The organism is Halomonas heilongjiangensis (assembly GCF_002879645.1).
GTDB classification, from domain to species: domain Bacteria; phylum Pseudomonadota; class Gammaproteobacteria; order Pseudomonadales; family Halomonadaceae; genus Halomonas; species Halomonas heilongjiangensis.
This window is the reverse complement of record NZ_PNRE01000049.1, coordinates 22,126-34,981: the sequence shown is the minus strand read 5'-3', so window position 1 is coordinate 34,981 and position 12,856 is coordinate 22,126. Positions and strand designations below refer to the sequence as shown.

Below are 12,856 nucleotides of genomic sequence, written 5' to 3'. Positions count from 1 at the left end.
TGCTCAGGCGTCGTCGCGCAGGATCGTGAAGGGCGACCACTGCTGGCACAGCGGGGTGACCTCCAGGCGGGTGATGTTCACGTGGGGCGGCAGTTCGGCGATGTGCAGGGCCTGCTCGGCGACGTCTTCGGGTCGCAGGGCGCGGGTTCCCCGATAGTAGTCGTCGACGACGGCGTGGTCGCCCTTCATGCGAACCAGGGTGAACTCGCTCTCGGTCATGCCCGGGGCGAGATCGGTGACGCGCACGCCCTGGCCGCTGACGTCGCAGCGCAGGTTGTAGCTGAACTGTTCGACGAAGGCCTTGGTGGCGCCGTAGACGTGGCCGCCGGGGTAGGGGGTGTGACCGGCGATGGAGCCGATATTGATCACCGTGGCACCGGGGCCGGTCTCGATCAGCCGCGGCAGCAGCAGGCGGGTGACGTTGACCAGCCCCGTGATGTTGGTGTCGACCATGCGGTGCCAGTCGGCCAGGTCGGCGTCCTGGGCCGGCCCCTTGCCGAGGGCCAGTCCGGCACTGTTGAGCAGCAGCCGGATGCCGGTGAAGGAGGGCGGCAGCGCCTCGACCACGCGTGCCACGGCCGCGTGGTCGGTGACGTCGAGCTCGGCGACATGCACCGGCACCGCGCTCTCGAGTTCCCGTTGCAGGGACGCGAGCCGGTCGACACGGCGACCGGTGAGCACCAGGGCCCAACCGGCAGCAGCGAAGCGGCGGGCACAGGCCGCGCCGATCCCCGAGGTGGCGCCGGTGATGAAGGCGACGGGTCTGGCTTCGTGCATGGTGAATTCTCCTGCGGCGCGGGCCGATGGCGGGTCTTGCCAGTGAAGAGCCCCGCTATCCTTTGGTGGTATTGGTCTTTGGTCGTATCGGGTCCGATTCCGTTCGGGACTCCCGGCGCTTCGGGCGTATCGTCAGGTATCGCGATTGACGAAGCCTGCCTTCATCAACGCCGATTTGAGCAACGTCCGGGCTTGTCTCACTATCAAGTGACAATAATGAAACCCGTAAGGAGAACCCGATGCGGCACACACTGCTCGCCACGCTGACCACCCTGGGATTCGCTGCGGCCGCTCCCTTCGCACTGGCCGATACCATCGAGATCCAGGTCAACAACACCATGAGCGAGGGGGGCTCCGAGAGTGCCGCCGTCGAGCGCTTCGCCGAGTATCTCGAGGAGCAGGCGCCGGGCCGCTTCGAGGTCCGCCCCTTCCTTGCCGGCTCGCTGGGCGGCGAGAACGCCGTGCTCGAGTTGCTCAATCTGGGCCAGACCCAGATCTCCATCACCGGCGGCAACTGGCGTCAGCAGTATGCCCCGGAGTACGACGCCATCACCGTGCCCTTCGTGTTCTCCACCTGGGAGGAGGTCGACGCCTACATGGAGAGTCCCTCCGGGCAGACGCTGATCGAGATCGCCGAGGAGAAGGGCGGGCTCAAGTATTTCGGCACCCAGCACCGTGGCCCGCGACACATGACCGCCAACAAGGCGATCCAGAGTCCCGACGACCTGCAGGGCTTCCGGCTGCGGCTGCCGTCGCTGCCGGTATGGCTCGAGGTGTGGGAGGAGATCGGCGCCCAGGTGGTCAACGTGCCGGCGCCGGAGATCTACCTGGCCATGCAGACCGGTCAGGTCGACGGCCACGAGAACTCGCTCTCCTCGCCCTACACCCGTCGGCTGTGGGAGGTCCAGGACCATATCATCATGACCAGTCATGTGATGTTCCCGTGGAACTGGGTGGCCAGCAAGCGCTGGTGGGAGGGCCTGGACGAAGCGGACCAGGCGCTGATCACCGAGGCGATCCATGAAGCGCGCCAGCATGGCACCGAGCGGGAGCGCGAGCTCGACGAGTACTATCTCGAGGAGCTGGAGAAGGAGGGCATGACCATCATCGAGCCCGATGTGGAGCCCTTCCGCCAGGCCGGGCTGCCGGCCATCGAGCGTATCCTCTCCGAGATGGCCGATGGCGTGATGGACGACGCCCTGGGCAGCGACGACTGACCGCCGGCGAGCCGTCCGGCCCAGGCAGCATCGCAGCGGCGCCCCGGGGCGCCGCTGCGTCGTGGACGAGGGTTCGACAACGAGGGATACCCCAAGTGGTGCATGATACCGGGATACCGAAGGGCCGCATCGACCGGGCGGCCTTTCATCTGCTCAGGGCCGTGACCCTGATCTGCGACGCCCTCGGCGTGCTGCTGCTGGCGAGCGTGCTGCTCATGATCGTGGCGGCCGTGGTGGTGCGCGACATCATCGGCGCCGGCCTGCCCTGGACCGAGGAGATGGCCTCGCTGCTGGCCATCTATGCGGTGGGGTTCGGCTCGCTGTCGGCCTGGGTGCGCGGCGAGCACCTGCTGGTGGATCTGTTCAGCCATCGCCTGTCGCGGGTCGCCCTGGCGCTGCAGTATCGCCTGGTCGCGGGGTTCTCCTGTGGCTTCTTCGTGCTGGCTGCCTGGGGCGCCTGGATCATGTCGGACATGAGCGCCAACAACCGCACGGTGTCCCTGGGCATCAGCTTCAGCTACCTCTACTACGGCATCTTCATCGGCTTCGCCGGCATGGCCGTGCTGTCCGCCTGGCAGACGCTGCGTGGGCGGGTCGACTGGAAGCCGGTGGCCGACACGAACGGGGAGCCCGACTGATGCTCGAACTGCTGATCTTCGTGGGCGGCCTGCTGGTACTGATGGTCATCGGCTTGCCGGTGGTGGTGGCCATCGGCATCACCTCCTTCATCGCCCTGGCGGTGACCAGCGCCAGCGGCCTGCCGGTGGAGCTGATGTCGCTGCGCATGGTGCAGACCCTCAACAACTTCACCCTGCTGGCGATTCCGCTGTTCATCCTCGCCGCCAACATCATGAACACCGGCTCGACGACGACGCGGATCTTCGATTTTGCCACGTCGCTGGTGGGTTTCACCAAGGGCGGGCTGGGCCACGCCAATGTGGTGGCGAGCTCCATCTTCGCCACCATGTCGGGGACCGCGGTGGCCGACGCCGCGGGCCTTGGGAGCATCGAGATCAAGGCGATGAAGGAGCGCGGCTATGACCTGGGCTACTCGACCGGGGTGACCGCCGCCTCCAGCGTGATCGGGCCGATCCTGCCGCCGAGCATCGCCCTGGTGGTCTATGGCTGGCTGGCCAACGTCAGCATCGGCGCCCTGTTCATGGCGGGGTTGTTGCCGGGGATCCTCATGGCCCTGCTGCTGATGGGCATGACGCTGGTGATGTCGCGGCGGGTGGTGATGCCGGCGCCGCTACCCTTCGATGCCGGCGAGGTGCTGCGTACCGGGCGCCGCGCCATCTTGCCGTTGATGATGCCGGCGATCATCGTCGGCGGCATCTGGACGGGCTTCTTCACCCCGACCGAGGCGGGGGCGGTGGCCTCGCTGTACGCCATCGTGCTGGGTGGGCTGGTCTACCGCGACCTGAGTCCCAGGGACCTCTACCAGGCATTTCGCCGGACCCTGATGTTCAGCGTGGCGATCCTGCTGATCATCGCCGTGTCGAGCTTCTATGGCTGGATCCTGGTGCGCATCGGCATTCCCCAGGCGCTGGCCGCCCAGGTCGCGGGGCTGGACCTGCCCACCGCACTGCTGCTGCTCGGCTTCGCGCTGTTCTTCCTGCTGATCGGCTGCTTCATGTCGGTGGTCGAGAGCATCCTGATCTTCACGCCGATCGTGGTGCCGGCGGCCCTTGCCGCAGGGCTCGACCCGATCCATTTCGGCATCGTCATGGTCATCACCCTGTCGGTGGGAGTGATCACGCCCCCTTTCGGCAATGTGCTGTTCCTGATGGTGGGCATCACCCGGTTGCGCTACAGCCAGGTGGTGGTGGCGGTGCTGCCGTTCCTGGTGCCGATCCTCGCCACCATCCTGATCCTGATCGCGATCCCGCCGGTGGCGACCTGGCTGCCGGGTGCGATGGGCTACTGACGGCGGTGGGCGGTGAACGCCCGCCGCCGCCACGGGTCAGAGCATCATGTCGTAGCAGGGAGCCCGATATGCTCGCGAGTATTCAGCGTTTCTTCCAGCAGGCCCTCGCCGAACCCGAGAGCGGCAGCGGCCCGGCCCCCACCCTGGAGCTGGCCGTGGCGGCCCTGCTCTGCGAGGTGGCGCGAGCCGACTACCACACCGACGAGAGGGAACTCGAGGCGATGCGCGAGTTGCTCAAGCGTCACCTGGCCCTGGGGGATGCCGCGGTGGAGGAGCTGATGGCGCTGGCCCGGGAGGAGGTCGAGACCTCGGTGGATCACTACCAGTTCGTCAGCCTGATCAAGCAGCATTACGGCTATGCGCAGCGCTGTGCGCTGGTCCACATGATGTGGTTGCTGGCCAACGCCGACGGCGACCAGGATGCCCTGGAGGAGCACCGTATCCGCCAGCTCGCCGACCTGCTGCACGTCAGCCACTCGGATTTCATCCGTACCAAGCTCAGGGCGCAGGAGGGGTAGCGGCCTCGCTTGACCTGGGTCGGCTTGATCGGTGTCGTCCTCTTGCTACGCTTTGTCTGAAAACTGCCTGCGCTCGCCCATCCGGCGTTAAAAATCGGCTCAAAGTACTCATTTACACCGCGTAAACTCCGTCTTTTCGCCGATTTTTGCCTTGTCTGGCCATCGCTCGCCGACTGTTCAGACAAAGCTTAGAATGTGGCGTATCGGGCTCCGCCGGATGGCGGAGCCTTTTGCATGGCGAATGACGGCGTGTCCAACGACAGGGAGAGGCAGATGTCTCGCGAGATCATCGTACTGGGGGCCGGCATGGTCGGCGTCTCGATTGCCTGGCATCTGGTCCGGCGCGGCCATTCGGTGGTGCTGGTGGACCGTCGCGAGCCGGGGCGGGAGACCTCCTTCGGCAATGCCGGGATCATCCAGCGCGAGGCGGTCAAGCCCTATCCCTTCCCCCGTGACCTGGGGACCCTGGCGCGGGTGCTGCCGAACCGGGCGGTGGACATCCGCTACCGCCTCGGCGGTGTGATGCGGGCGGCGGGTCCGCTGCTGCATTACTGGCAGCACTCCTCGCCGCGGCGCTACGACAGCATCGTGCCCGAATACGCCTCGCTGATCTCGCTCGCCCTCGACACCCATGCGCCGATGATCGCGGCCGCCGGTGCCGAGGCGCTGGTGCGCAAGGAGGGGTGGCTCGAGGTCTATCGCACGGTCGAGGGGCTGGACGCCGAACGGCGCGAGGCCGAGGAGGCGGCCTCGCGGTTCCGGGTCAACCACCGCCTGCTGGATGCCGACGCCCTGCAGGCGCTGGAGCCACATCTCGTCGGCGGCCTGGCCGGCGCCATCCACTGGCTGGACTCCTGGACGGTGGCCGACCCCGGGGCCCTGGTGCAGGCCTATGCCGCCTCGATGGAGGCCGCCGGGGGGCGGCTGATGCGTGCCGAGGTGAGCGATATCTCCCGGGCGGGTCAGGGCTGGCGGGTGACCACCGACCAGGGGGCGCTGGAGGCCGGCGAGCTGGTGCTGGCCATGGGGCCCTGGTCCGGCGACTGGCTATCCCGGCAGGGCATCTCGGTTCCGCTGTTCGTCAAGCGTGGCTATCACATGCACTATGCCGCCAAGGGCGAGGCGCGCCTCGGCAACTGGGTCATGGATGCCGAGGTGGGCTACCTGCTGGCGCCGATGCGTGCCGGCATTCGGCTGACCACCGGCGCCGAACTGGCACGCCGCGAGGCCCCGCCGGACCATGGCCAGCTGGCCGCGGCCGAGCGGGTGGCGCGGCGCTTCTTCCCGCTCGGCGAGCGGCTGGATGCCGAGCCCTGGAAGGGCGCGCGACCCTGCACGCCGGACATGAAGCCGGTGATCGGCCCGGTGCCGGACCGCCAGGGGCTCTGGCTCGCCTTCGGCCATGGCCACCATGGCTTCACCCTGGGGCCGGCGACCGGTCGACTGCTGGCCGAGATGATCGACGGCGAGCCGACGGCGATCGACATGGCGCCGTTCCGCGTCGACCGCTTCTGAATCAGGCGCTGCCCTGGCGGCGTCCGTTGAAGTGGTGGATCAGCCACTTGGTCAGCAGGGTCAACACGAAGACACCCCAGCCGGCGGTGGCGAGCACGTTGAACAGCAGCATCTTCTGGATGCCGCCGAGGGGAGTGAACAGGGTCTCGATGACGATGGCAATGAGGAAGGCCAGGGTGAGCGGCAGGGCGAGGATGTGCATCCACATCTCGGTACGCCGCTTGCGCACGTGGTAACGGCGCAGCAGGACCCGGAAGGGGCGGTGCACGAAACTCACCAGGATCATGCTGCCGAGTCCCAGCAGCGCGGCCAGGGTGGGTTCGATGCTGCCGATGCGGGCGGAGAAGCTGACCGACCAGAACACCGCCAGCCACATGACTCCGGCCAGGACGGCGACCAGATCGGCGTAGTGACGCACCTTCGGCATGTTGTCTCCTTCGATGGATCTGCCGGCATGATACGGCAATTTTCCCGGCCGTGAAGGGGGGGGCGTCGCGACCCGTGGCGCCCGGCCGCTTCCCCCTTGCGGTATACTGGCGCGACCGACGATCCACTTGCCGATACAGGACGCGCCGTGAACTCGATCACCCTGACCCGCCCCGACGACTGGCACCTGCACCTGCGCGACGACGAGGCGCTCGCCGCCGTGGTGGCCGCTACCGCCCGTCAGATGGGGCGTGCCATCATCATGCCCAACCTCAAGCCGCCGGTGACCACCACCGAGCAGGCCAGGGCCTATCGCGAACGGATCCTGGCGGCCCTGCCCGAGGGCAGCCGCTTCGAGCCGTTGATGACGCTCTACCTCACCGACAACACCCCGGCCGAGGAGATCGAGCGGGCCGCCGCCAGCGGCCTGGTGCAGGCGGTGAAGCTCTATCCCGCCGGGGCCACCACCAATTCCGACTCCGGCGTCACCGACCTGGCCCTCTGCGACGCGGCCGTTGCCGCCATGGCGCGCCTGGGCGTGCCGTTGCTGGTGCACGGCGAGGTGACCAGCGCCGAGATCGACATCTTCGATCGCGAGGCGGTGTTCATCGAGCGGGTCATGAAGCCGCTGCTGGAGCGCCATCCGGACCTCCGGGTGGTGTTCGAGCATATCACCACGGCCGATGCCGCCGAGTTCGTCGCTGCCGCCCCGGCCAACGTGGGGGCCACCATCACCGCCCACCACCTGCTGTTCAATCGCAACCACATGCTGGTGGGGGGTATCCGCCCGCACTACTACTGTCTGCCGATCCTCAAGCGCGAACGCCATCGCGAGGCGTTGCTGGCGGCGGCCGTCTCGGGCAGCCCCAAGTTCTTCCTGGGTACCGACAGCGCCCCCCATGCCCAGGGCGACAAGGAGAGCGCCTGCGGCTGTGCCGGGGCCTATACCGCCCCGGCGGCGATCGAGCTCTATGCCACCGCCTTCGAGCAGGCCGGTTCCCTGGAGCGTCTCGAGGGCTTCGCCAGCCACTTCGGCCCGGACTTCTACGGCGTGGCGCGCAACGCCGACCGCGTCACCCTGGTCCGCGAGCCCTGGACGCTGCCCGAGACGCTGCCCTATGCCGGCGGCCAGCGCATCGTGCCGCTGATGGCCGGCGAGACCCTGGAGTGGCAGCTGAAGGGATGACGCGTCGGCGCCGCCCGTGTGGGGTCAGGCCCCTTGGTCGGCGACCGGCTGCGGGCTCGCCTGGGTGACCGGGCTGGCCAGCCGCTTGACCATCGCTTCGACCATGCGGGCCGAGTGGTCGGCAGCTTTCTCGAGAAACTGTTCGAAGGAGAGGTGGTTGTCACCGCCGCCGGCGATATCGGAGAGCGCGCGGATCACCACGAACGGGCAGCCATAGAGGTGGCAGGTCTGGGCGATGGCCGCGGCCTCCATCTCGGCGGCGAGCATGGTGGGGAAGCGCGAGCGGGTCTTCGATACCAGCTCGGGGCAGGCCATGAAGACATCGCCGGTGGCGATCAGCCCCTCGACCACGCGCACCTCGCCGAGGGACTCGACGCACTGCCGCGCGACCCTGACCAGACGCTCGTCCGGCAGGTAGGCGGCGGGCATCTGCGGTACCTGGCCATGCTCGTAGCCGAACACCACGGCGTCGACGTCGTGGTGGCGCACCTCGCTCGAGACCACCACATCGCCGATCTCCAGGCCCTCGCCGAAGCCGCCGGCCGAGCCGGTGTTGATGATCGCCTCGGGCCGGTAGACGTCGAGCAGCAGGGTGGTGCCGATGGCGGCGTTCACCTTGCCGATCCCGGATTGCAGGATCACCACCTCGACCCCGTGCAGGCGTCCCAGGTGGAAGGTGCAGCCGACATGGGTGCGGGTGCGCCGGTCGTCCAGCAGGGAGGCGAGGTGCTCGACCTCCTGGGCCATGGCGCCGATGATGCCGATCCGTTTCATGCGAACACTTCCGTCCACTCGTGGCGCTTGTCGAGGAAGCCCCGCGCGATGGCCTTGGCGCCCTCCAGGCTGTGGCTGGCGGCCCAGCCGCACTGCATCTCGTTGCAGGCCGGTACCGCGTCGGCCTCCAGCACGTCCTCGAGGGTCTTCTGCAGCAGGGTCAGCACGTCGTCGTAGTCGTCATGGTTGATCAGCGCCACGTAGAAGCCGGTCTGGCAGCCCATGGGGCTGATGTCGACGATGCGATCGGAGTGGTTGCGCGACAGCTCCGCCATCAGGTGCTCCAGGGAGTGCAGTGCCGGCATCTCCATGTGCTCCCGGTTGGGCTGACAGATGCGCATGTCGTACTTGTGGATGCGGTCGCCGTTCAGGCCGGTCTTGATGTCGGCCAGGCGGACATAGGGCGCCTTCACCTTGGTGTGATCCAGGTTGAAGCTTTCCACGTTCATCTTGTCGCTCATCGACGGGCCTCGCGTTGCGGTGGGTGGGCGTCTCGGGGAATCGGGCGCGCATTCTAGCGGAGTGCGCGCCGGTGTGCATGTGTCGATCCGCTCAGGCCGGCTGATGATCGACCGCCATGGCGTCGTGCAGCTCCGCCGCGACCAGGGTGTTCTCGAGCAGCGAGGCCACCGTCATGGGGCCGACGCCGCCGGGCACCGGGGTGATCCAGCTGGCGCGCTCGGCCGCCGGCTCGAACTCCACGTCACCCACCAGGCGGCCATCCTCCTCGCGGCTGATGCCGACGTCGATGACGATGGCGCCGTCCCTGACCCATTCGCCCTTGACCAGTCCCGGCCTGCCCACCGCCACCACCAGCAGTTCGGCGCGCCTGACGTGCTCCTCGAGGTTGCGGGTGAAGCGGTGGCAGATGGTGGTGGTGCAGCCGGCGAGCATCAGCTCGAGCGCCATGGGGCGGCCGACGATGTTGGAGGCGCCGACCACGGTGGCGTCCAGGCCGCGCACCTTGAGGCCGCTCTCCTGAAGCAGGGTCATCACCCCCTTGGGGGTGCAGGGCCGCAGCATCGGCAGGCGCTGGGCCAGTCGGCCCAGGTTGTAGGGATGGAAGCCGTCGACATCCTTGTGGGGCAGGATGCGCTCGAGGATCGGCCGGGCATCCAGGTGCTCGGGCAAGGGCAACTGGACCAGGATGCCGTCGACACGGGGGTCGGCGTTGAGGCGGTCGACCAGCCCCTCGAGCTCCTCCTGGGAGGTCTCGGCGGGGAGCCGGTGGCGGAAGGATTCGATCCCCGCCTCCACGCAGGCGTTGTGCTTGTGGCGCACGTAGACGGCGGAAGCGGGGTCCTCGCCCACCAGCACCACGGCCAGGCCGGGCGTGCGAGCGCCGGCGTCATGGCGCACCTGCACCTGGCGGGCGACCTGCTGGCGGACGCGGGCGGCAATGGCCTTGCCATCGATCAGTTGGGCTGTCATCGAACTTCCCCTGGTGATGAGTGGTGGCGGCGCGGGCGCTCGTGGCGTCCACGCGGGCGAAAGGCAGACGATTTTCGCATGACAGGCCGCCGAGGCAAAGCGCCGGGGCCCGTCGTGACGCCGTTCGTACTTGACCCGGGGGGAAAGTTCCGTAGAATACGCAGCGCTTGGCGAGGCCCCTGCGGCGGCGCCAGGGCCGCTTGATCGCTGGCGGGGTGTAGCGCAGTCTGGTAGCGCGCCTGCTTTGGGAGCAGGATGTCGGGGGTTCGAATCCCTCCACCCCGACCACAACTTGTTGATTGAATGGGTTTATTTTTCAGTCGGGGGTTGCGGTCACGAGGTCCGGAACGTAGAATGCGCCTATAGCTCAACCGGATAGAGCAACGGCCTTCTAAGCCGTAGGTTGCAGGTTCGAGTCCTGCTGGGCGCGCCACCTGCGGTGGCGGCGAGTCTCGGTCGAGCGAGTGTCGAAATGGTGGATGTAGCTCAGTGGTAGAGCCCCGGATTGTGGCTCCGGTGGTCGTGGGTTCGATCCCCATCATCCACCCCATTGCGACACGGGCGGTTGCGGTACAGGCGGTCAAGGCAGTGGTGGATGTAGCTCAGTGGTAGAGCCCCGGATTGTGGCTCCGGTGGTCGTGGGTTCGATCCCCATCATCCACCCCATCCCTTGACAGGTCCCGGCACCTCGTCTTTCCTGTTTCTATTCGCACGCCATTCTCTGATTCATCCTGCACACGGGCTGCCCTTCGGCACTCCGATTTTTCTGTTTGCCGTCGCTTGGTCCTTTCGAGTCGTCGCCGGTGGCGCACTTCCGCTCCGCTCTTTTTTCGCCGGCATGTCTTGCAACGCGCCCCCGGTGCCCCCATTTGGCGGGTATGGTGCTTGCCAGTGCCGGGCGGGATTCTTAGAATCCCTCCCTTGACCCTATTCACGCTTTCATCAGAACGCCCCCAGTCGGTAGAGGACTATTCATGCAAGTTTCCGTCGATACGACCTCCCAGATCGAACGCCGCATCATCGTGCAGGTGCCGGCAGCCGAGGTCGACGAGGCCGTCGCCGCCCGTCTCAAGGACGCCGCCAAGAACGTTCGCATGGACGGGTTCCGCAAGGGCAAGGTGCCGATGTCGGTGATTCGGCAGCGCTACGGCCGCGACGTGCGCAACGAGGTGGTGGGCGAAGTGATGCGCGAGCGCTATGTGCGTGCCATCACCGAGGAGAACCTCAACCCTGCCGGCTTCCCGCAGATCGAGGCCACCGTCAACGAATCGGGCAAGGATCTGGAATTCACCGCCACTCTGGAGGTCTATCCAGAGATAGAGCTGGCCTCCATCGAGGGCACCGAGGTGGAGCGCCCGGTGGTCGAGGTGACCGAGACGGATGTCGACGAGATGGTCGAGACCCTGCGCAAGCAGAACGCCGCCTGGGAGGCCGTGGAGCGTGCCGCCGAGGATGGCGACCAGGTGACCATCGACTTCCAGGGCTTCCTGGGCGACGAGCCCTTCGAGGGCGGCAGCGCCGAGGGGCACAGCCTGGTGCTCGGTTCCGGCAGCTTCATTCCCGGTTTCGAGGAGCAGCTGGTCGGCGCCAGCGCCGGCGAGGAGAAGGAGCTCAAGGTCACCTTCCCCGAGGACTACCAGGCCGAGAACCTGGCGGGCCAGGAAGCGACCTTCAAGGTCAAGGTGCACCAGGTCAGTGCCCAGGCCCTGCCCGAGGTGGATGCCGAGTTCGTCAAGAAGTTCGGCGTCGAGGACGGCGACCTGGAGCGGTTCCGTGCCGAGGTCACCCGGAACATGACCCGCGAGGCGAGCCAGGCGGTGGACAACCGCGTCAAGCAGCAGGTGCTCGAGGCGCTCAAGCAGGCCAACGACATCCCGGTGCCCCAGTCGCTGGTGCAGCAGGAGACCGACGGCCTCAAGCGCCAGGCGGCCCAGCAGTTCGGCCTGGGTGAGGACTTCGACGTCTCCCAGCTGCCCAACGAGCTGTTCGCCGAGCAGGCGAAGAGCCGCGTGCAGGTCGGCCTGCTGCTGGCCGAGGTGATCAAGTCCCACGAGCTCGAGGCCTCCGACGACGAGGTCAAGGCCAAGGTCGAGGAGCTCGCCGAGCAGTACCAGGAGCCGGAGCAGGTGGTCGAGTACTATCTCGGCAACGATCAGCTCAAGACCCAGGTCAAGTCCGCCATCCTCGAAGAGAAGGCCGTCGACAAGCTGCTCGAGCAGGCCACCGTCAAGGACGCGGAGATGAGCTACCAGCAGGTGCTGGCGGCTGCCCAGCAGGCCGAGAGTGACGAGGCCGAAGAGATCGAGGAGAGCGAGGAGAACGGCGAGGAGAGCAAGGCCTGATCGCCTCCTTCACCTACTCCTCCCCCGCCGGCGAGGCCGGCGGGGCGTTACGCTTCCATTCATCGGATGCAAGGACATCACACTGATGAGCAACGAGTTCGATATCCGCAACGCCGGCGGCCTGGTGCCGATGGTGGTCGAGCAGAGCGCGCGCGGCGAGCGGGCTTATGACATCTATTCCCGCCTGCTCAAGGAGCGTGTGATCTTCCTGGTGGGTCCGGTGGAAGATTACATGGCCAACCTGGTGGTGGCGCAGCTGCTGTTCCTGGAGTCCGAGAACCCGGACAAGGACATCCACCTCTACATCAACTCGCCGGGCGGCTCGGTCACCGCAGGCATGTCGATCTACGACACCATGCAGTTCGTCAAGCCCGATGTCTCCACCGTGTGTATCGGTCAGGCGGCGAGCATGGGGGCGCTGCTGCTGGCCGGCGGTGCGGCGGGCAAGCGGTTCTGCCTGCCCAATTCGCGGATGATGATCCACCAGCCGCTGGGCGGCTACCAGGGGCAGGCCTCGGACATCGAGATCCACACCCGCGAGATCCTCGGTATCCGCGACAAGCTCAACCAGATCCTGGCGCACCACACCGGCCAGGACATCGAGACCATTGCCCGGGATACCGATCGCGACAACTTCATGAACGGTGCCCAGGCCGCCGAGTATGGCTTGATCGATGCCGTGCTGGATAAGCGCCCGACATCCTGATAGCGTGAAACCTATCCACGCACGCTCGATTCACGCG

General features: G+C 67.1%; 13 protein-coding genes and 4 tRNA genes. 12 read left to right on the top strand and 5 right to left on the bottom strand.

Annotation, left to right across the window (positions count from 1 at the left end; all coding sequences use genetic code 11):
- Positions 1–3: 3 nt before the first annotated feature.
- Entirely contained in the window at positions 4–777 is a 774-nt protein-coding gene (locus C1H66_RS11220; RefSeq protein WP_102627969.1) for an SDR family NAD(P)-dependent oxidoreductase, read from the bottom strand.
- A gap of 239 nt (positions 778–1,016) precedes the next feature.
- Between C1H66_RS11220 and C1H66_RS11215 the strand changes: the two genes are divergently transcribed.
- The 5 genes from C1H66_RS11215 to C1H66_RS11195 all read left to right on the top strand — a co-directional run bounded on the left by C1H66_RS11215 (position 1,017) and on the right by C1H66_RS11195 (position 5,954).
- Complete coding sequence (locus C1H66_RS11215) at positions 1,017–1,994, top strand: TRAP transporter substrate-binding protein (protein WP_102627968.1); 978 nt, start codon at positions 1,017–1,019, stop codon at positions 1,992–1,994.
- Between the two features lie 95 nt (positions 1,995–2,089).
- Entirely contained in the window at positions 2,090–2,632 is a 543-nt protein-coding gene (locus tag C1H66_RS11210; protein ID WP_306417665.1) for a TRAP transporter small permease, read from the top strand.
- Positions 2,632–3,921 (top strand): TRAP transporter large permease, encoded by a 1,290-nt coding sequence (locus C1H66_RS11205; protein ID WP_102627967.1) that lies wholly within the window; start codon positions 2,632–2,634, stop codon positions 3,919–3,921. Before C1H66_RS11210 ends, C1H66_RS11205 begins: the two co-directional genes overlap by 1 nt.
- 68 nt (positions 3,922–3,989) lie before the next feature.
- On the top strand, positions 3,990–4,439 hold the full coding sequence (locus tag C1H66_RS11200) for a tellurite resistance TerB family protein (RefSeq protein WP_102627966.1): 450 nt from the start codon (positions 3,990–3,992) through the stop codon (positions 4,437–4,439).
- Positions 4,440–4,712: 273 nt separating this feature from the next.
- Positions 4,713–5,954, top strand: coding sequence for an NAD(P)/FAD-dependent oxidoreductase (locus C1H66_RS11195; RefSeq protein WP_102627965.1), 1,242 nt, complete (start codon positions 4,713–4,715; stop codon positions 5,952–5,954).
- Position 5,955: 1 nt separating this feature from the next.
- Here C1H66_RS11195 and C1H66_RS11190 read toward each other — a convergent pair whose 3' ends face one another.
- A complete protein-coding gene (locus C1H66_RS11190; RefSeq protein ID WP_102627964.1) occupies positions 5,956–6,381 on the bottom strand; it encodes a hypothetical protein in 426 nt (141 codons plus the stop codon).
- Between the two features lie 147 nt (positions 6,382–6,528).
- On the opposite strand from C1H66_RS11190, the gene pyrC reads away from it, so the two are divergent.
- Complete coding sequence (gene pyrC / locus C1H66_RS11185; RefSeq protein ID WP_102627963.1) at positions 6,529–7,566, top strand: dihydroorotase; 1,038 nt, start codon at positions 6,529–6,531, stop codon at positions 7,564–7,566.
- Between the two features lie 24 nt (positions 7,567–7,590).
- Here the strand turns inward: pyrC and mtnN are convergent, their stop codons facing one another.
- The 3 genes from mtnN to folD all read right to left on the bottom strand — a co-directional run bounded on the left by mtnN (position 7,591) and on the right by folD (position 9,771).
- Positions 7,591–8,340, bottom strand: coding sequence for a 5'-methylthioadenosine/S-adenosylhomocysteine nucleosidase (gene mtnN, locus C1H66_RS11180; protein WP_102627962.1), 750 nt, complete (start codon positions 8,338–8,340; stop codon positions 7,591–7,593).
- On the bottom strand, positions 8,337–8,801 hold the full coding sequence (locus C1H66_RS11175; RefSeq protein ID WP_102627961.1) for an S-ribosylhomocysteine lyase: 465 nt from the start codon (positions 8,799–8,801) through the stop codon (positions 8,337–8,339). The genes mtnN and C1H66_RS11175 overlap by 4 nt, the downstream gene beginning before the upstream one ends.
- 91 nt (positions 8,802–8,892) lie before the next feature.
- Positions 8,893–9,771 carry a bifunctional methylenetetrahydrofolate dehydrogenase/methenyltetrahydrofolate cyclohydrolase FolD gene (gene folD / locus C1H66_RS11170; RefSeq protein WP_102627960.1) on the bottom strand — a complete coding sequence of 293 codons (879 nt, stop codon included), beginning with the start codon at positions 9,769–9,771 and terminating at the stop codon, positions 8,893–8,895.
- A 211-nt stretch (positions 9,772–9,982) separates the two neighbouring features.
- Between folD and C1H66_RS11165 the strand changes: the two genes are divergently transcribed.
- The 6 genes from C1H66_RS11165 (at position 9,983) to clpP (ending at position 12,819) form a co-directional block, all read left to right on the top strand.
- Positions 9,983–10,059, top strand: a tRNA-Pro gene (locus C1H66_RS11165).
- Positions 10,060–10,127: 68 nt separating this feature from the next.
- Positions 10,128–10,204: transfer RNA gene (locus C1H66_RS11160), tRNA-Arg, on the top strand.
- A 42-nt stretch (positions 10,205–10,246) separates the two neighbouring features.
- Positions 10,247–10,321: transfer RNA gene (locus C1H66_RS11155), tRNA-His, on the top strand.
- A 41-nt stretch (positions 10,322–10,362) separates the two neighbouring features.
- A tRNA-His gene (locus C1H66_RS11150) sits at positions 10,363–10,437 on the top strand.
- A 308-nt stretch (positions 10,438–10,745) separates the two neighbouring features.
- Positions 10,746–12,113, top strand: a complete 1,368-nt coding sequence (gene tig, locus C1H66_RS11145; protein WP_102627959.1) for a trigger factor — start codon at positions 10,746–10,748, stop codon at positions 12,111–12,113.
- Between the two features lie 85 nt (positions 12,114–12,198).
- The gene (clpP, locus tag C1H66_RS11140; protein WP_102627958.1) at positions 12,199–12,819 is read left to right on the top strand and encodes an ATP-dependent Clp endopeptidase proteolytic subunit ClpP; all 621 of its coding nucleotides are present in this window, start codon (positions 12,199–12,201) and stop codon (positions 12,817–12,819) included.
- The last annotated feature ends 37 nt before the right edge of the window (positions 12,820–12,856 follow it).